General features: G+C 68.5%; 19 protein-coding genes and 1 pseudogene. 5 read left to right on the top strand and 15 right to left on the bottom strand.

The window, feature by feature from the left end:
- A pseudogene (locus AC1DO7_RS19930) lies at positions 1–478 on the top strand (hypothetical protein); the annotation flags it as partial.
- 44 nt (positions 479–522) lie between these two features.
- On the opposite strand, the gene AC1DO7_RS19925 reads toward AC1DO7_RS19930, so the two are convergent.
- Complete coding sequence (locus AC1DO7_RS19925) at positions 523–1,458, bottom strand: LysR family transcriptional regulator (protein ID WP_477116487.1); 936 nt, start codon at positions 1,456–1,458, stop codon at positions 523–525.
- Positions 1,459–1,623: 165 nt separating this feature from the next.
- Between AC1DO7_RS19925 and AC1DO7_RS19920 the strand changes: the two genes are divergently transcribed.
- Complete coding sequence (locus AC1DO7_RS19920) at positions 1,624–2,886, top strand: acyl-CoA dehydrogenase family protein (RefSeq protein WP_441612283.1); 1,263 nt, start codon at positions 1,624–1,626, stop codon at positions 2,884–2,886.
- Positions 2,887–3,066: 180 nt separating this feature from the next.
- Positions 3,067–3,759, top strand: coding sequence for a glutathione binding-like protein (locus AC1DO7_RS19915; protein WP_441612284.1), 693 nt, complete (start codon positions 3,067–3,069; stop codon positions 3,757–3,759).
- A gap of 47 nt (positions 3,760–3,806) precedes the next feature.
- On the opposite strand, the gene AC1DO7_RS19910 is transcribed toward AC1DO7_RS19915, so the two are convergent.
- Positions 3,807–4,583 (bottom strand): hypothetical protein, encoded by a 777-nt coding sequence (locus AC1DO7_RS19910; RefSeq protein ID WP_441612285.1) that lies wholly within the window; start codon positions 4,581–4,583, stop codon positions 3,807–3,809.
- 399 nt (positions 4,584–4,982) lie between these two features.
- Here AC1DO7_RS19910 and AC1DO7_RS19905 point away from each other — a divergent pair, with 399 nt between their 5' ends.
- Entirely contained in the window at positions 4,983–5,369 is a 387-nt protein-coding gene (locus AC1DO7_RS19905) for a helix-turn-helix domain-containing protein (RefSeq protein WP_441612286.1), read from the top strand.
- 27 nt (positions 5,370–5,396) lie between these two features.
- On the opposite strand, the gene AC1DO7_RS19900 is transcribed toward AC1DO7_RS19905, so the two are convergent.
- Positions 5,397–6,395 carry a threonine/serine dehydratase gene (locus AC1DO7_RS19900; RefSeq protein WP_477116486.1) on the bottom strand — a complete coding sequence of 333 codons (999 nt, stop codon included), beginning with the start codon at positions 6,393–6,395 and terminating at the stop codon, positions 5,397–5,399.
- Positions 6,396–6,780: 385 nt separating this feature from the next.
- Between AC1DO7_RS19900 and AC1DO7_RS19895 the strand changes: the two genes are divergently transcribed.
- A complete protein-coding gene (locus AC1DO7_RS19895; protein ID WP_441612288.1) occupies positions 6,781–7,524 on the top strand; it encodes a class I SAM-dependent methyltransferase in 744 nt (247 codons plus the stop codon).
- Positions 7,525–7,530: 6 nt separating this feature from the next.
- Here the strand turns inward: AC1DO7_RS19895 and ureG are convergent, their stop codons facing one another.
- The 12 genes from ureG to urtB form a co-directional block, all read right to left on the bottom strand.
- A complete protein-coding gene (ureG, locus tag AC1DO7_RS19890) occupies positions 7,531–8,160 on the bottom strand; it encodes an urease accessory protein UreG (RefSeq protein ID WP_477116485.1) in 630 nt (209 codons plus the stop codon).
- A gap of 63 nt (positions 8,161–8,223) precedes the next feature.
- The gene (locus tag AC1DO7_RS19885) at positions 8,224–8,916 is read right to left on the bottom strand and encodes an urease accessory protein UreF (RefSeq protein WP_441612290.1); all 693 of its coding nucleotides are present in this window, start codon (positions 8,914–8,916) and stop codon (positions 8,224–8,226) included.
- Positions 8,917–8,956: 40 nt separating this feature from the next.
- Positions 8,957–9,586, bottom strand: a complete 630-nt coding sequence (gene ureE / locus AC1DO7_RS19880; RefSeq protein WP_441612291.1) for an urease accessory protein UreE — start codon at positions 9,584–9,586, stop codon at positions 8,957–8,959.
- A gap of 20 nt (positions 9,587–9,606) precedes the next feature.
- Positions 9,607–11,325, bottom strand: coding sequence for an urease subunit alpha (gene ureC / locus AC1DO7_RS19875; protein ID WP_477116484.1), 1,719 nt, complete (start codon positions 11,323–11,325; stop codon positions 9,607–9,609).
- A complete protein-coding gene (locus tag AC1DO7_RS19870) occupies positions 11,325–11,630 on the bottom strand; it encodes an urease subunit beta (protein WP_441612293.1) in 306 nt (101 codons plus the stop codon). The genes ureC and AC1DO7_RS19870 overlap by 1 nt, the downstream gene beginning before the upstream one ends.
- A 77-nt stretch (positions 11,631–11,707) precedes the next feature.
- A complete protein-coding gene (locus AC1DO7_RS19865) occupies positions 11,708–12,319 on the bottom strand; it encodes a HupE/UreJ family protein (RefSeq protein WP_441612294.1) in 612 nt (203 codons plus the stop codon).
- Positions 12,320–12,391: 72 nt separating this feature from the next.
- Positions 12,392–12,694 carry an urease subunit gamma gene (locus AC1DO7_RS19860; protein ID WP_441612296.1) on the bottom strand — a complete coding sequence of 101 codons (303 nt, stop codon included), beginning with the start codon at positions 12,692–12,694 and terminating at the stop codon, positions 12,392–12,394.
- A 104-nt stretch (positions 12,695–12,798) separates the two neighbouring features.
- Positions 12,799–13,674 (bottom strand): urease accessory protein UreD, encoded by an 876-nt coding sequence (locus AC1DO7_RS19855; RefSeq protein ID WP_441612297.1) that lies wholly within the window; start codon positions 13,672–13,674, stop codon positions 12,799–12,801.
- 126 nt (positions 13,675–13,800) lie between these two features.
- Positions 13,801–14,493, bottom strand: a complete 693-nt coding sequence (urtE, locus tag AC1DO7_RS19850) for an urea ABC transporter ATP-binding subunit UrtE (RefSeq protein WP_441612298.1) — start codon at positions 14,491–14,493, stop codon at positions 13,801–13,803.
- 64 nt (positions 14,494–14,557) lie between these two features.
- Entirely contained in the window at positions 14,558–15,406 is an 849-nt protein-coding gene (gene urtD, locus AC1DO7_RS19845; protein ID WP_441643160.1) for an urea ABC transporter ATP-binding protein UrtD, read from the bottom strand.
- On the bottom strand, positions 15,403–16,602 hold the full coding sequence (gene urtC, locus AC1DO7_RS19840) for an urea ABC transporter permease subunit UrtC (protein WP_477116483.1): 1,200 nt from the start codon (positions 16,600–16,602) through the stop codon (positions 15,403–15,405). The genes urtD and urtC overlap by 4 nt, the downstream gene beginning before the upstream one ends.
- Positions 16,602–18,236: an urea ABC transporter permease subunit UrtB gene (gene urtB / locus AC1DO7_RS19835; protein WP_441612300.1), complete on the bottom strand. Its 1,635-nt coding sequence runs from the start codon at positions 18,234–18,236 to the stop codon at positions 16,602–16,604. Before urtB ends, urtC begins: the two co-directional genes overlap by 1 nt.
- Positions 18,237–18,240: the final 4 nt, after the last annotated feature.

The raw sequence follows: 18,240 nt of genomic DNA, 5'->3' as shown, positions 1-18,240 counted from the left end.
GCCGGCCTTTGCGCCGATGGCTGTCGCGCCGCCGCCGGCACCCGCCGCGCCGCGTGCCCAGCCCGCTCCGGTCGCGCCCGTGGCGCCCATTGCACCGGTTTCCCCGCCCGCCCCGGCGCTCGCCATACAGGCTCCGCGCTTCGCGCAGCGCTCTGCCCAGGCCACGCCGGGCGAGACGGCGCGCGCGCGCGCACAGCTCGCAGGCGCGCTGACGATGAACGTACGGGAGGATCCGCAGCTGGCGGTGGAACGCCTGATGCCCGAAGTGCCGGGCGCGGACCAGGCCAGCGGCGCGCCGCTGGCGCTGCGCATCACGGCGGCAGCGCCGGGCAGCCCCGAGATCCGGGCCTGGGTCGAGCGGCTATGGCAGGCGGTGCCGGCGCCGCGGCGCCCGCCGCTGCCCTATGCGGTGCAGGCCGACAGCACACTGCCGCCGGAAACCTTGCGCATCGAACGCATTGCCGACAGCGCACGCTGAGCGCAGGGGCCAAAGCCCGCGCAATGCGCAGGCAATCAGGGGAGTCAGCCCTGCGCGCCCTCAGCCAGTCCGCCGCCCAGCGAAGTGATCACCGCCAGCAACTGCTCGCGCAGCCAGCGGTTGGCACCGTCGTTCTCGCCGCCGCCGTGCCAGTACAGATGCAGCTCCAGCGAAGGCACCTTGAACGGCAGCGACAGCAGCCGGTTGGCGTAGGGTTCGTTGGCGATGCGCGCATAGCGCAGCGGCAGCGTGGCCAGCAGGTCGGTGCAGCTCACCACCCGGCAGGCCCCGGCATAGTGCTGGCAACGCAGCCGCACCCGGCGCGTCAAGCCCATGCGGTGCAGGGCCTGGTCCTCCAGTCCCGCGCCGCGCCGGCGCGAAGACACATGCACGTGCTCGGCAGCCAGGTAGCGCTCCAGCGTCAGCTCCTTCTTCACCAGCGGATGGTCGCGGCGGGCCAGCACCACCATCGGGTCCGCCATGAACGGGGCATGGTGGATGGCAGGTGAAACCGGCAGCAGGATATCGATGGCGGCGTCGAGCGTGCCAGCCAGCAGTTCGGACTCCATCTCGCGCCGGTCGAAGCGAATCGCGGCGATTTCCACCTGCGGCGCCATCGCGGTCACCCGCGTCATCAGCGGCGGCAGCAGCGTGGATTCCAGCGCGTCGCGCATGCCGATGGTGAAGCGGCGCACGGTGGCGGCCGGATCGAAGTGCGGCGTATCCTGCAGCGTGCGCGCGAACGACTGCAGGGCGGCGCGGACCTCGGCCGCCAGCGAGCGCGCCAGTGGCGTGGGCGCCATGCCCTGGCCGCGCCGCTCGAACAGCGGGTCGTCGAACAAGGTGCGCAGGCGGCCCAGCGCATGGCTCACGGCGGGCTGCGTCAGGTTGAGCTGGCGCGCAGCCGCGGTGATGCTGCCTTCGCTGTAGATGGCGTCGAACACCACGAAGAGATTGAGGTCGATCSGGGAGAGCTGCATGGCGGTGATTCTGGCATGGAATGCATCATATTGATACTGGCAAATCCAGAAAATTCATTTTTCTAATTATATGGATTGCGGTACAGTCCTCTCCAGTCGGCGCGGACCGCGTCCGCCAGGACCGGGAACGGCTCCCGGCACTCATTCAGAGGTGGAGGAGACAACATGCAATTCGAGTACACGCCCAAGGTCAAGGAAATGCAGGCCCGCCTGCTGGCCTTCTTCGACAAGCACATCTATCCGAACGAGAAGCGCTTCTACGCGGAGATCCAGGCCAACCGCCAGGCCGGCAACGCCTGGGTCCCGACCAAGGTGATCGAGGAGCTCAAGCCGCTGGCCCGCGAAGCCGGCCTGTGGAACCTGTTCCTGCCCCACTCGAAGCGCGCGCCGGAAGGCCTGTCCAACCTCGAATACGCGCCGCTGTGCGAGATCATGGGCCGGGTGCCCTGGTCGGCCGAGGTATTCAACTGCGCCGCGCCCGACACCGGCAACATGGAAACCCTGGAGCGCTACGCCTCCGAGGAACTCAAGGACCGCTGGCTGGAGCCGCTGCTGCGCGGCGAGATCCGCTCGGCCTTCCTGATGACCGAGCCGGACGTGGCTTCGTCGGACGCCACCAATATCTGCTGCAGCATCGATCGCGACGGCGACGAATACGTGATCAACGGCACCAAGTGGTGGTCGTCGGGCGCGGGCGATCCCCGCTGCCAGGTCTACATCGTCATGGGCAAGACCAATCCGGATGCCGGCCGCCATGAGCAGCAATCGATGATCGTGGTGCCGGCCGATACCCCGGGCATCACCATCAAGCGCTTCCTGCCCGTGTTCGGCTACGACGACGCGCCGCACGGCCACATGGAAATCGAACTGAAGAACGTGCGCGTGCCGGCCGCCAACATCCTGCTGGGCGAAGGCCGCGGCTTCGAGATCGCCCAGGGCCGCCTCGGCCCGGGCCGCATCCACCACTGCATGCGCAGCATCGGCGTGGCCGAGCGCGCGCTCGAACTGCTGTGCAAGCGCAGCCTGGCCCGCGTTGCCTTCGGCAAGCCGGTGGCTGCGCAGGGCGTGACGCGCGAGCGCATCGCCGAAGCCCGCTGCGAAATCGAGATGGCGCGCCTGCTGACGCTCAAGGCCGCCTACATGATGGACACCGCCGGCAACAAGGTGGCCAAGGCCGAGATCGCCATGATCAAGGTGGTCGCACCCAATATGGCGCTCAAGGTAATCGACTGGGCCATCCAGGTGCACGGCGCCGCCGGTGTCTCCGACGATTTCCCGCTGGCTTCGTGGTGGGCGCACCAGCGCACGCTGCGCCTGGCCGACGGTCCGGACGAGGTGCACCGCAACGCCATCGCCAAGCTGGAACTGGCCAAGCACATGAGCATCAACCCGAACGAGATCGACATGCCGGTGACGCGCGGCTTCTGAGCCCCGCATCCGCCACGGCAGGGCCACCCCTGCCGGCAATATGGAAACGCGCAGCCCGTCTGCGCGTTTTTTTCTTCTGTGCTTAAATCGCCCGGTTCRCCACCTCAGTGCTTGATGTGGCAGCCCAACGTCCGCGCGATCGCAGCAATCGCAGCGATCGCAGCCAGGAGAACTTCCCCGATGATCGACGTCTATTCCTGGGCCACGCCCAACGGCCACAAGATCCATATCATGCTCGAGGAGTGCGGCCTCGAGTACAAGGTGCACCCCGTCAACATCGGTGCCGGCGACCAGTTCACGCCCGACTTCCTCGAGATCAGCCCGAACAACAAGATCCCTGCCATCGTCGATCCCGACGGCCCGGACGGCCAGCCCATCTCGCTGTTCGAGTCCGGCGCGATCCTGCTCTACCTGGCCGGAAAAACCGGCAGGTTCCTGCCCGAAGACGTGCGCGGGAAATACGATGCGCTGCAATGGCTGATGTTCCAGATGGGCGGCGTGGGCCCGATGCTGGGCCAGGCGCACCATTTCCGCATGTACGCGCCCGAGAAGCTGGAGTACGCCATCAACCGCTACACCAACGAAGCGCGCCGCCTGTACGGCGTGATCGACAAGCAACTGTCGGCACATCCGTGGCTGGCCGGCGAGACGTATTCGGTGGCAGACATCGCCACCTTCCCCTGGCTGCGCAGCTGGCAGAACCAGGGCGTGGAACTCGACGACTATCCGCACCTCAAGCGCTGGTTCAACGAGATTGCCGAGCGCCCCGCCGTCAAGCGCGGCGTCGAGGTGCTGGCCAGTGCGCGCAAGCCCATCCGCGACGAGAAGGAAAAGGAAATCCTGTTCGGCGCGACGCAATACCAGCGCCGCTGAGCCGCCGAAGCCACCGGCCCGGCGTCACCGGGCCCGGCCATCGGCACTCAGTGCAGCGACACCGCCTGCGCCGCCGTGCTGCCTGCGCGCACGGGCTCGCCCATCGGGCCCTGCAGGCAGCACAGCAGGCTGGCCACGGGCTGAAGGGCATCGATGCGATAGCCCTCTTCCGGATCCGGAGCGAACACCATGCCGGGCTGCAGGTAAGCCACCTGGCGCTCGGCGTGCGGCCAGGGCGAATACCACTGCAGGCATAGCGTGCCCTCGTGGCATGCCGCCCAGTTCAGGCCGCCCGCGCGCAGCCGCTCCGCCCATTCCGGCTCGCCTTCGGCAATCGCCACGAAGGCTGCATTCAGTCGCGGCGGCATGCAGGCATCGGCTGCCCTGGCGCCCTGCCCCGGACGCCAGCGCTCCGACTGCCCCGCGGCAAACGCATCGAAACTGCTCGTCAGCCCGGCCCCCACCAGGCCCACGGCTTGCGGGTCCAGCACCGTGCGGATCAGCACGCTGTCTTGCAGCACCGCGAGCTGCAGGCGCTCGCCCTGGCGGATCGCATACACGCCGCCCGCCGACAGCAGCACCGGCGCGCCGCCCGCCGGGGTCACCTTCACCGTACCGCACAGGCAGGCCCACCACTCGGCCCGCGCCGTGACGATCCCGGGCTGCGCGGCACCCTGCGGCAGGAACACGTAATCGCCGCTGCTGCCGAGCCCGGCGGCCTCCGGCACCACCCTCACCTGCAGGCCGACACGCAACGCCGAAGCACCCCCGCCGGCCAGGATCTCGCCCCGCATCTGCGCGTCGAACAAGGAAAAAATACGCATGACACCCCCTTTTCCGCGTAATGGAAAAATGCCGTCCGCGTTTCCCGGGGGTTGTCGCTTCCTGACGTGCCGCTGCCTGGCCCGCCGGCTCTCCTGTATGCCGGCCAGTTTTTCGTATCAACCAGACATGCTTCGGCTGTCATCATCGGCGACCTGGCCCCGACAGCCAGCGCCGACACCCGAGGCTTACGCGCCGCGGGCAAACTCCCCAAGTGCCAGCCGGCCTCCGGCCGATTACACTCCCATTACAATTGGGTGTATTTGAAAGAAATTAGCCGGCAGTATCCGATATTTTTGCCGGCGTTCAAGCCTGATACTCATGGTGCGTCATACTATAAGGCGTCGATCCAAAGAGGTCAAACCCTTAGCCTCGCTTCGTTCTCTTTCACGAGTCAGGCCATGATCGGTGATCCTCTCAAGCTCTTCGGGCTGCACCTGGCGGAACTGCGCAGGCAGCGCGGCTGGTCGCAGGAAAAACTCGCCCTCGAAAGCGGCATGGCCCGCTCCTACCTCAGCGGCATCGAGCGGGGCGTGCGCAATGTGTCCCTGGTGAATATCTGCGCGTTGTCCGGGACGCTGGGCGTGCATCCCGCGGAGATGCTGAACTTCGCCGGCGGCAAGGGTGAAGGCAGCACGCTGGTGCTCGAGCAGCGCTGCGCGGAGTTCAATATCACCCCTGCCCAGCGCGTGACGGTACGGCACATGGCCCTGATGAACGATACCGAGCAGGACGCCATCGCTTCAGTGGCGCGCGTGATCGCGGCGAGGGCGGCACAGCAGATGTGATCCGGGCGGCGTCATCGCCGCCGGGCCCTAGGCCGCCAGCAGTTCGGCGAAGCGCGCCGCATCGAGGTTGGCCCCGCACAACACCAGCGCCACCTTCTTGCCCTCCAGCCTCTCGCGCAGCGGTCCCAGCAAGGCTGCGGTGGAAACCGCGGTAGCCGGCTCGGTCGCCAGCTTCATGTCGCGGTAGAGGATGCGCATGGCGGCCCGGATGGCCTCGTCCGACACCCGCACCATGCCGTCGACGAAACGGCTGCACACACCGAAGCTGTAGTCCAGCGCGTAGGGCGCCCCGAGACTGTCGGCGACGGTATTCACGCGTGCCAGCACCTGCGGCCGCCCTGACTCGAAGCTGCGCGTCATGGCATCGGCACCTTCGGGCTCGACGCCATAGACCCGGCAGGCCGGATTGATCTGCTTGACCGCGGCGGCGATGCCCGCGCACAGGCCGCCGCCGCCCACCGGCACCACCACCGCATCGAGCCCCGGCACCTGGCGCATCAGTTCCAGCCCCACGGTGCCCGTGCCCTGCGCCACCAGCGGGCCGTCGAACGGGTGGATCATGGTGCGGCCCTCCTGCACCGCCAGTTGCTGCGCGTGATCGAAGGCCGCATGCACGTCCGGGCGCAGCACCACTTCCGCACCCCACTCCCTGCAGGCCGCCACGCGCGCCGGGCTGGCGCTCGCTGGCATCACCAGCCTGGCCCCCACGCCCTCCACCATGGCGGCATAGGCCACTGCCATGGCATGGTTGCCGGCACTGGCCGCCACCACGCCGCGTCTGCGCGCCGCGGCATCGAGGCRCCCCATGCCGTTGAGCGCGCCGCGCAGCTTGAAGGTGCCGGTCTGCTGGAACAGCTCCATCTTGAGCCACACCTCGGTGGCCGGACCGAACTGGCCCATGGCGCCGGTCTGCCAGCGCCACACAGGGGTTTCGAGCACCTTGCCGCGCAGGTAGCGCGCGGCATCCTGGATTTCGGCAAGGACGGGATAGCTGGCGTGCGCGCGCAGCTCGGGAAGATCGGACATCGGGGGTTCTCCATCGCATCGTGAAATCGCGCGCAGGCCGGTTGGCGTGCGCGGTCGGACGAACCACGGGCCACCGAGCACCAGCCAAAGCCGCAGCTCAGCGACCCCGGATAATTCGAATGATGGAGAAAGCGAAGGAAGAAAAGACGTGGAACGCCGAAGACATGGCCGCTGCGCGCGGCAGCCCTGCGCCCGCGCGTGCAGCGGCGCCACCGGCATCGGTGTCGCGGCACAGCGAAGAAAGGGCGAAGGAGGCGGACGTCATGGACGGGCCAGTATGCCACAAGGCGTCAGCGGTGCAAATGCGACAACGTCGCCGCCCGCGTAGAATGCGCTGGGTTTTCCCTCTTGCACCGTTGCCATCCCCGCGGAGAACGTCATCCCGATGCCAGATGCCAGCAAGCCTGCCAGCGCGAAATCGCTGGGCCAGCGGAACTACGAGCAGTTCGCCGCGCGCTACGCGGCCGCCGTCCCGACCAAGCCCCACAACGCGCTCTACGAGCGCCCCGCCACGCTCTCGCTGCTGCCCGACGACATGCGCGGCCTGCGCGTGCTGGATGCCGGCTGCGGCCCCGGCCTCTTCAGCGAGATCCTGGCCGGACGCGGCGCCAGCGTGCATGCCTTCGACGTGACCCCGGAGATGGTCGTGCTGGCGCGCCAGCGTACCGCCGGCCTCGATGTGGACGTGCGCGCAGGCAACCTCGAGCAGCCGCTGCACTGGCTGGCCGATGCCAGCTTCGACGTCGTAGTGTGCCCGCTGGTGCTCGACTACATCGAAGACTGGGGGCCGGTGTTCGCTGAGTTCCACCGCGTGGCACGCCCCGGCGCGCTGCTGGTGTTCTCCGCCGGCCACCCGATCGATGCGTGGCGGCTGTGGGGCGACGGCAACTACTTCGAGACCGAAGCGTTCGCCCTGCCATGGAAGGGCTTCGGCGAGCCCGATCCGGTGATCGACAGCTACCGCCGCCCGCTGTCCGGCTTCCTCAACCCGCTGACGCAAACCGGCTGGATCTTCGACACCCTGCTCGAGCCACGGCCACTCGATGCCATGCGCGAGGTCAATCCCCGGCTGCACGCGTGGCTGTCGCGCGCGCCTTGCTTCCTGTGCGTGCGGGCGCGGCGCGGCTGAGCGAGGCTACACGCCGAGCATGCCCTGGCGCTCGATGAACGCGATCACTTCGTCCAGCCCCTGCCCGGATTTCACGCTGCCCATCACGAACGGACGCGTGCCTCGCATCTTGCGCGCATCGCTTTCCATCACGTCGAGGTTGGCGCCCACGTAGGGTGCCAGGTCGGTCTTGTTGATCACCAGCAGATCCGACTTGGTGATGCCGGGGCCGCCCTTGCGCGGGATCTTCTCGCCGCCGGCCACGTCGATCACGTAGATGGTCAGGTCCGACAGTTCGGGGCTGAAGGTGGCGGCCAGGTTGTCGCCGCCGGATTCGATAAAGACGATGTCGGCATCGGGGAATTTCGCCAGCATGCGGTCGACCGCCTCGAGGTTGATCGAGGCATCCTCGCGGATGGCGGTATGCGGGYAGCCGCCGGTCTCCACGCCCATGATGCGCTCGGCCGGCAAGGCGCCCGAGATGGTCAGCAGGCGCTGGTCTTCCTTGGTGTAGATATCGTTGGTGATGGCCACCAGGTCATAGCGCTCGCGCATGGCCTTGCACAGCATCTCCAGCAACGTGGTCTTGCCGGAGCCGACGGGGCCGCCCACGCCGACGCGCAGCGGGGGATTCTTCTTGGTACGGGCCTGGGTCATGACGGGGATCTTGTATCGGTGAAGGTTGGGCGGCCGCCGCGCGAGCACGCCGGCGCGCGGCGCTCAGGAACGGAACAGCCGGGAATACTGGGTCTCGTGCCGGGCCGACAGCAGGCCCAGCATCGGGGAAAACGTCGATAGCAACGGCGGATCAGCATCGGCGCGGCGCACCGCCTCGCCGACCGTCTCCATCACCGAGGCATGCAGGCGGCGCAGGATATGCTGGCCGGCCACCTGGCCCAGCGGCACGGCCTTGAGCGCGGCGGCCACCTGGTTCTCGGCCCAGCTGAAGCAATAGGCCGCCAGCCCGTCGCGCTCGTCCACGTCAAGCGCCGCGCACGCCGCGGCAAACGCGGTGGGCAGGCATGCCGGCGCCAGCGCGGCGAGCTGCGCCCGCAATCCGGCGTCGCCCCACTCCATCTGCGCCACCAGCCGCGCCAGCGACCAGCCCATCTGCTCCGTCTCCAGCCGCAGCTCCGCGCTCTCGCGCGTGGCGTGGAACCAGTCGTTCCAGTGCGCCACGCCGGCGGCGTCGCGCGCGCGCCATGCGCGAAACAGCAGCAGCCAGACAGGTGCCTCGCACTGCGCCTGCACATCGAGCAGGTTGCTGCGCACCCACTGCTCGGCGCTGCCGGCATCATGCACCAGGCCGCAATCGATGGCCGCCTCCAGCCCCTGCGAATAGCTGAAGCCGCCGATCGGCAGCGCCGGCGAAGCCAGGTGCAGGAGGGAGATCAATTGAGAGAGCTGGGTCATGGTGATGCCGGTCGCGCCCTAGGCGCGGGAAGCCGGCCGCTCAATGCTTGTGCCCGCAATGCTCGTCATGCACATGGTGCTCGTGATCGTGTGCGTGCGAGTGATCGTGCGCATGCGCATGGGAGCGGCCGTGATCGTGATCGTGATCGTGGCCATGATGCTCATGGAATACCGCCTGCGCCGCCGCATAGTCTTCGGCGAACGTGGCGTCGTGTCCATGCTTGTGGCCGCCGCCGTAGGCGCCCGCCTCCGGCTCGAACGGCAGCTCGGCGCGCGCGGCCTGCACGCCCAGGCGCGCCAGCATGTCGGCCAGCACCGGGTCGTATTCCAGGCGCAGGTAGTCGCGCCCCACCTCCACCGGCGTGTGCCGGTTGCCGAGATGATAGGCGGCACGCATCAGCGCCCGCGGATCGCTGGCGCCTACCTGCAGCACCGATTCCGCCGCGGCCAGCACTTCGACGAAGATGCCGCCGTCGGTGACCAGCAGGTCGCCGCCGCGCAGCACCGTGCCGCGCGGCAGGAACAGCGCCACTTCCTCGCCGTTGTCCAGCGTGGCGCGCAGGCGGCTCTTGCTGCGCTCGGCGAAGGGCAGCACCAGCTTGGGCGCGCGGCGCACCAGCACGGCGGCGATGCCGTGCGGTGCGCTGAGGTGTTTGTCGATCTTTTGCAAGGCGGGCTCGGGACGGGAACTCAGAACAGGAAATAGCGCTGCGCCATCGGCAGCACGGTGGCCGGCTCGCACATCAGCAACTGGCCGTCGGCGACGACCTGGTAGGTCTCGGGATCGACCGTGACGTGCGGCTGCCAGTCATTGTGCACCATGTCGCGCTTGCTCACGGTACGCGTGCCGCGCACCGCGCAAAGCGTCTTCGACAGCCCGTAGCGCCCGCCCACGTCGGCCGCCAGCGCGGCCTGCGAGACGAAGGTCAGCGACGACTTGTGCAAGGCGCGGCCGGCTGCCGCGAACATCGGGCGGTAGTGCACCGGCTGCGGCGTGGGGATCGACGCGTTGGGGTCGCCCATGGCGGCCGCGGCAATCATCCCGCCCTTGAGGATCAGGCTCGGCTTGACGCCGAAAAAGGCCGGCTTCCACAGCACCAGGTCGGCCCACTTGCCGACCTCGACCGAGCCCACTTCGCGCGCGATGCCGTGGGTGAGCGCGGGGTTGATGGTGTACTTGGCGATATAGCGCTTGACGCGGAAGTTGTCGTGCCCGCCGCGCGCGTCATCGGGGTCGCCGGGCAGCTTGCCGCGCTGCGCGGCCATCTTGTGCGCGGTCTGCCAGGTGCGGATGATGACCTCGCCCACGCGGCCCATGGCCTGCGAGTCGCTGGAGATCATCGAGAACGCGCCGAGATCGTGCAGGATGTCCTCGGCGGCAATGGTCTCGCGGCGGATGCGGCTTTCGGCGAAGGCGATGTCCTCGGCGATGGACGGGTCCAGGTGGTGGCACACCATCAGCATGTCGAGGTGTTCGTCGAGCGTGTTGATCGTGTACGGCCGCRTCGGGTTGGTCGACGAAGGCAGCACGTTGGCCTCGCCGCACACCTTGATGATGTCGGGCGCATGGCCGCCGCCCGCGCCTTCGGTGTGGTACGTATGGATGGTGCGGCCCTTGAACGCGGCCACGGTGGCCTCGACGAAGCCGGCCTCGTTGAGCGTGTCGGTGTGGATCGCCACCTGCGTGTCGGTGGCATCGGCCACGCTCAGGCAGGTGTCGATGGCCGCGGGCGTGGTGCCCCAGTCCTCATGCAGCTTGAGCCCGATCGCGCCGGCCTCGACCTGCTCGACAAGCGGCCCCGGCTGGCTGGCGTTGCCTTTGCCGAGCAGGCCGATATTCATCGGGTAGGCTTCCACCGCCTGCAGCATGCGCTCCATGAACCACGGCCCCGGCGTCACCGTGGTGGCGAAGGTGCCGGTGGCCGGCCCGGTGCCGCCGCCGATCATGGTGGTGACGCCGCTCATCAGCGCTTCTTCGATCTGCTGCGGGCAGATGAAATGGATGTGGCTGTCGATGCCGCCGGCGGTGACGATCATGCCCTCGCCCGCGATCACCTCGGTGCCGGGCCCGACCACGATGGTCACGCCGGGCTGGATGTCCGGGTTGCCGGCCTTGCCGATGGACGCGATGCGCCCGTCCTTGAGGCCGATGTCGGCCTTGACGATGCCCCAGTGGTCGACGATCAGCGCGTTGGTGATGACGGTGTCGACGCAGTCCCTGGCCATGCGCTGGCTCTGGCCCATGCCGTCGCGGATCACCTTGCCGCCGCCGAACTTCACTTCCTCGCCGTAGATGGTGAAGTCCTTCTCGACTTCGATCACCAGCCCGGTGTCCGCCAGCCGCAGGCGGTCGCCGGTGGTGGGGCCGAACATCTCGGCATAGGCCTGCCTGGAGATTTTCACGCTCATCACAGCGCTCCCATGATCTTGCCGTTGAAGCCGTAGACGATGCGCGCGCCGTCCAGCGCCACCAGTTCCACCGTGCGGCTCTGGCCCGGCTCGAAGCGCACCGCGGTGCCGGCGGCGATGTTCAGGCGGAAGCCGCGCGCGGCTTCGCGGTCGAAGTCCAGCGCGGCATTGGTTTCATAGAAATGGAAATGCGAGCCGACCTGCACCGGGCGGTCGCCGGTGTTGGCCACCGTCACGCTGACCGTCTGGCGGCCAGCGTTGAGTTCGATCTCGCCCTCTGCGGGCATCAGTTCACCGGGAATCATGTCGGGTTCCTTGTCGACGTTTCCAACGCTATCCGTAAGCGGGTCCGAAGGCGGCCCAGGCCACCCTCATGCCACCCTCAGGCCACCATCAGGCCGACGCCATACAGCGCCACGCCCGCGCCGGCCACGCGCACCAGCCAGCCCGCGTGGCGGCGCAGCGCGTTGCCCAGGCCGATGCCGCACAGGTGCAGCGCCATGGTGGCGACGGTAAAGCCGCCCACGTAGGCGGCCGCGGCCGGCAGCGCACCCGCCGCGGTGGGCAGTTCGGCGCCGTGCGCATAGCCGTGGAAGATGGCGAAACCGCCGACGATGGCCATGCCGGCCCACGCTGGCAGCCTGGCGCGCAGCGCCACCAGCAGGCCGATCACCAGCAGCGAAGCGGCGATCATCGGCTCGACCAGCGGCAGCCCGGACCCGGCCAGCCCGAGCGCGGCGCCGGCCAGCATCAGCGCGACAAAGACGAACGGCATGCGCAGCGCCTCGCGCGGCGAACGCGCGCCGAGCGCGCTCCACACGCCCACGCCGGCCATGGCCAGCAGATGGTCCATGCCGGTGAACGGATGCATCAGGCCCGCCCACAGGCTGGCGCCGACGGTGGCGGCATCGTGGCCCGGGTGGGCGATGGCGGCAGCGCTCGCCAGCGCCAGGCAAGCGCCGACGACGGCGCGCGCGCGGTTGGAACGGTTCATGTCTTGAGACCTCGTGTTCTTGTTTGACAGCTTGTGCCGTGCTGGCGGACGCCGCGCCGCGGCCTGCCCGCTTCAGACGATCGGGTGATGCACGGTGACCAGCTTGGTGCCGTCCGGGAAGGTGGCTTCCACCTGGATCTCAGGGATCAGTTCCGCGATGCCGTCCATCACATCCTCGCGCGTGAGCACGGTGGTGCCTTCGTGCATCAGCTCGGCCACGGTGCGGCCGTCGCGCGCGCCTTCCATGATGGCGGCGGTGATCAGCGCCACCGCTTCCGGATAGTTGAGCTTGAGCCCGCGCGCGCGGCGGCGCTCGGCCAGCAGCGCGGCGGTGAAGATCAGCAGCTTGTCCTTTTCCCGCGGAGTCAGTTCCATCCTGGTATTCCCGTTGTTCCGTTGTTATTCGTGCCGTGCCGGCGTTGCCATCGCGACGCTCATGTCGCCGATGTCGCCCATGTCGCCCATGTCGCCCACACCGCTCATGTCGCCCACAGGCGCAGCGGCTTGGCCGGCACGCCATGGATGGGCTCGCGCAACGCGGTCCACGCCTGCACCATCACGCCCCTCACCGCCTCCATGCGCGCGCCCAGCACGCGCAGCAGCAGCATCGCCTGCCCGTCCTGTTCCAGGCGGGTCACGCCCGCTCGCAGATCGGGCCGGTACGGCAGCGCTTCGGCCAGCGTTTCGGCGAGCGCCTGCGTGGCACCCTCGCCCACCGCCCACAGCGTGCCCATGACATTGAGCCCGTCCAGCCCCGCCGGCGCGTGACGCAGCGAGGAGCCGGCATCGAGCTGCGCGCGCTCGATCCACAGGGCGCGCGGGCTGCCCGCGAGGGCGATGCGCGTCTCCATGTGGAGCGTGCCGCGCGACCACGTCTCGCCGCTGGCCTGGCGCCCCAGCACGATGGCATCCCAGCCGATCGCGCTGGCCCCGGGCGCCACCGTCACGGTGGTGGCAAGGCGCGCGTGCGCGTCGTCGAACACGATGTTCTCCTGCGGCAGCCAGTCGAGCCGGGCGCCGGCCTCCAGCGTCAGCGTGACGCGCTGCGCCGCCTCGCGGCCGAGCGATTTGTACCACTTGGTCGCACCGGGCGTGGCGAGCACGGCATGCGCGCCGGCCCCCGCCACCAGGTCGATCTGCAGGGTGTCGCCGCCGGCAATGCCGGCAGGCGGATGCAGAATCACCGCGTGGCAGATACCGCCTTCGGGATAGAGCGGCTTCTGCACCAGCAAGGGGCCGCGATGGCGGCGCTCGACCAGCGCTGTGCGCTCGCCGCGCGCGGCGAAGCCCAGGCGCAGGCTGGCCTCCCATGCGGGCGGCATGGCCAGGGTAGAAGGAAAGTCAGGATGACGCATGCTTGCTTGGAAGGCGGGCGCCGCCGGGGCACACGCGGCGCGCGTGATGCGGGCATCATAGCGCGCGGCCGGGCCGGCTGGAAGTGGTATCGCGAGGCAACGCCATGCGGCCCGCCCGCGCGTCCCTCACACCGCGATCAGCTCCCGCACGCCGTCGTCTTCCATGCGCGCGCCGTCGCCCCTGGCCACCACTTCGCCGCGGCTCATCACCACATAGTTGTCGGCCAGGTGGCGGGCGAACTCGTAGTACTGCTCCACCAGCAGCACCGTCATGCCGAACTCGTCCACCAGCAGCCGCAGCGCGCGGCCGATGTCCTGGATGATCGATGGCTGGATGCCTTCGGTGGGCTCGTCCAGGATCAGCAGTTCCGGCTCGCTCATCAGCGCGCGGCCGATGGCCAGTTGCTGCTGCTGGCCGCCGGAGAGGTCGCCGCCGCGGCGCTGGCGCATGCTGCGCAGGACCGGGAACAACTGGTAGATGCGGTCGGGCACGCCGCTCGGGCGCTTCAGGCTGGCGGCGCCGATCAGCAGGTTYTCCTCSACGGTSAGGCGCGGGAAGATCTCGCGCCCCTGCGGCACGTAGGCCAGACCGGAAGCCACGCGTTCGTAAGGCGGCTTCTTTTCCAGCGCCTTGCCCGCCCAGCTGATGCTGCCGCTCTTGGTCGGCACCACGCCCATCAGGCACTTCAGCAAGGTGCTCTTGCCCACGCCGTTGCGGCCCAGCAGCGTGGTCAGCTTGCCTTGCGGCACGTCGAAGCTGACATTGCGCAGGATATGGCTGCCGCCGTAGAACTGGTTCAGTGCGTTGACCTGCAACATGGTCTTGTTCCTTGTCTTTTCTGTCCGGCCGCGTCGCACGCGGCCGGGTTGGACGGCGCGGGCACTACCGCCCGAGATAGGATTCGATCACGCGCTCTTCGCGCTTGACGGCGTCGAGCGTGCCTTCGGCCAGCACGCTGCCCTCGGCCAGCACGGTCACGGTGCCCTTGTCGCCCGCCAGCGCGGCGACGAACTCCATGTCATGCTCCACCACCATCATCGAGCAGGTGCCGCGCAGGCTGTTGAGCAGCTTGGCGAGCTGCATGGTTTCCTCGTCCGTCATGCCGGCCACCGGTTCGTCGAGCAGCAGCAACTGCGGCTGCTGCATCAGCAGCATGCCGATCTCCAGGCGCTGCTTCTGCCCGTGCGAGAGCAGCCCCGCCGGCCGGTAGGCCTCGGCCTCCAGCCCGGTCACCGCCAGCGTCTCTTCGATGCGGCGATGCCCTTCCGGGCCAAGGCGCGCGCGCAGCGACGACCACCAGCGCTTGTCGGCCTTCATCGCCAGTTCCAGGTTCTCCCACACTTCATGCTGCTCGAACACGGTGGGCTTCTGGAACTTGCGGCCGATGCCGGTCTGCGCGATCCTGGGCTCGGTCATGCGCATCAGGTCGATGCTCTGGCCCAGGAACACGCGGCCGCTCACATTGGCGTTGCGCGGCCCGGTCTTGCCGGTGATCACGTCCATCATGGTGGTCTTGCCCGCACCGTTGGGCCCGATCACGCAGCGCAGCTCGCCGTGGTCGATCGACAGCGTGAGCTGGTTGAGCGCACGAAAGCCGTCGAACTGCACGGTGACGTCTTCGAGGTAGAGGATGGGTCCGTGCGAGACGTCGATGACGCCCGGCTCCAGCACGTGGCCGAGGCCGGTGGCGTCGCCGCTTTCCGCTTGCTGTGCTCCCAGTGCCGCGTTCATGCTTCACCTCCGCTGCGCGTGGCTGCCGCCGGCGTGGCCACCGGTGCCTGCGGCGCCGAAGGCGCGCGCATGCCGCGCAGCCGCTTGACCAGGCCGACCACGCCATCGGGCAGGTACAGTGTGACCAGCRCGAACATGGCGCCCAGCAGGAACAGCCAGTATTCGGCGAAGTACGCCGTGAACATGGTCTTGGCGCCGTTGACCAGGAAGGCACCGATGATCGGGCCGATCAGCGTGCCGCGTCCGCCCACCGCCACCCACACCGCCATCTCGATCGAATTGGCCGGCGACATCTCGCCGGGGTTGATGATGCCCACCTGCGGCACGTACAGCGCGCCGGCAATGCCGCACAGCACGGCAGAGAAGGTCCACACGAACAGCTTGTAGCCAAGCGGGTTGTAGCCGGAGAACATCACGCGCATCTCGGCATCGCGCACCGCCGTCACCACGCGGCCGAGCTTGGACGTGACGATGTAGCGGCAGGCCACGAAGCCCGCCAGCAAGGCCGCGAAGGTGAGCACGAACAGCGCGGTGCGCGTGTGCGGCGCGGCCACGGCGAAGCCGGCGATGCGCTTGAAGTCGGTGAAGCCGTTGTTGCCGCCGAAGCCGGTCTCGTTGCGGAAGAACAGCAGCATGGCGGCGTATGTCATCGCCTGCGTGATGATCGACAGGTACACGCCCTTGATGCGCGAACGGAAGGCGAAGAAGCCGAACAGCCACGCCAGCACGCCCGGCACCAGCACCACCAGCAGCATCGAATAGCCGAGGTGCTCGGTGCCGTGCCAGAACCACGGCAGCTCCTTCCAGTCGAGGAACACCATGAAGTCCGGCAGGTCGCTCTTGTACACGCCTTCGCGCCCGATGGAGCGCATCAGGTACATGCCCATGGCATAGCCGCCGAGCGCGAAGAACAGGCCGTGGCCGAGGCTCAGGATGCCGCAATAGCCCCACACCAGGTCCAGCGCGATGGCGGCCAGCGCGAAGCACATGATCTTGCCGACCAGCGTCAACGCGTACGCCGACAGGTGCAGCGGATGGCCTTCGGGCAGCAGCAGCGCGCACACCGGCACGCCCACGCCGACGATCAGCGCGATCGCCAGCAGCGCGGCCCAGCCGCGCCGCGAGAACAGCGGCTGGCGCGCGGGCACCGCCAGGCGGAAGCCCGTTGGGGATGGATTGGTTGTCGTTGTCTGCATCATGCCTCCGCGCTGCGCCCCTTGAGCGCGAACAGTCCCTGCGGGCGCTTCTGGATGAAGAGCACGATCAGCACCAGGACGAAGATCTTGGCCAGCACCGCGCCGTAGAACGGCTCGATGAATTTGTTGATGAGGCCCAGGCCGAAGGCGCCGATGATGGTGCCGGCCAGCTGGCCCACGCCGCCCAGTACCACGACCATGAACGAATCGATGATGTAGGCCTGGCCGAGATCCGGCCCGACATTACCGATCTGCGACAGCGCGCAGCCGCCCAGCCCCGCGATGCCCGCGCCGAAGGCGAAGGCGTAGCTGTCCACCTTCCACGTGCGCACGCCGACGCAGGCCGCCATGGTGCGGTTCTGCGTGGTGGCGCGCACGAACAGGCCGAGCCGCGTGCGGTTGAGCACGCCCCACGCCACCGCCACCACGGCCAGCGCGAACACGATGATGACCATGCGGTTGTAGGGCAGCACCAGGCCCGGCAGCATCTCGATGCCGCCGCTCATCCAGGACGGATTGGCCACTTCCACGTTCTGCGCGCCGAACAGCGTGCGTACCGCCTGCATCAGCAGCAGGCTTACGCCGAAGGTGGCCAGCAGCGTTTCGAGCGGCCGCCCGTAGAGATGGCGCAGCACCAGCCGCTCGAGCACGAAGCCGACGATGCCCGAGGCCAGGAACGATGCCGGCAGCGCCGCCAGCAGGTACCAGTCGAAGGCGCCGGCGAAGTGCGCGCGGAACACGCCCTGCACCATGTAGGTGGCATAGGCGCCGATCATGAGGAATTCGCCGTGCGCCATGTTGATGACGCCGATCAAGCCGTAGGTGATGGCCAGGCCCAGCGCGGCCAGCAGCAGCACGCTGCCAAGGCTCAGGCCGGCGAACAGGTTGCCGATCAGCTCGGCGCGGCGCTGGTCGCCGCGCAGCGCATCGAGCGCCTGCTGGGCGGCGCCGCGCAGTTCCGCATCGGGCTCGCGGTAGTTGCCGGCGGCGTCCTTCTCCAGCAGCGGCTGCAGCTTCTGCCGGCTTTGCGGATTGCTGTCCAGGCCGAGGATCCTGATCGCTTCGAGCCGGTCATTGCGGTTGCCGTCGGCCAGCACGATATTGGCCCAGATCACGTCGAGCTTGGTGCGCAGGCCGGCGTCGGCCTCGGCCTTGCGCGCGGCTTCCACGACTTCGCGCGAGGCGCTGCCGGGCTGGTCCAGCAGCGTATTGACGGCCTGCGCGCGCACCAAAGCGTCGGACGACTGCAGCAGCATGCTGCTGGCCGCGCTGTCCACCATTGCGCGCAGGCTGTTGTTCAGGGTGAGCGACTCCAGCGCGTCGGGCTTGACGTCGACCGGCTTGCCGCTGATGGCATCGACCAGCTTGTCGCCGTCCTGGCGCACCATGCCGACAGCGGGAGCGTATTGCAGCGTATCGTCCTGCAGCGCCTTGAGGATGGGAGCGGCCTGCTCTGCCGGCGCCTTGGTGAGCGCGCTCAGCGCCGCGGTCTTGGCGTCGAAGTCGTCTTCGACCAGCGGCTTGAGGTCGGCCTGTGTCAGCGGCGCCGCCCACAGCGGCGCGGCGGCCAGCAGCAGCGCTGCCAGCAGGGCGCGCAGCCACGGCACGGCGGAAATGAATTGGGATCGGTGCATAAGT

The organism is Cupriavidus sp. 05N40 (genome assembly GCF_056397305.1).
Note: the sequence above shows the minus strand (reverse complement) of the source record. Positions and strands in the feature narration are given on the sequence as shown.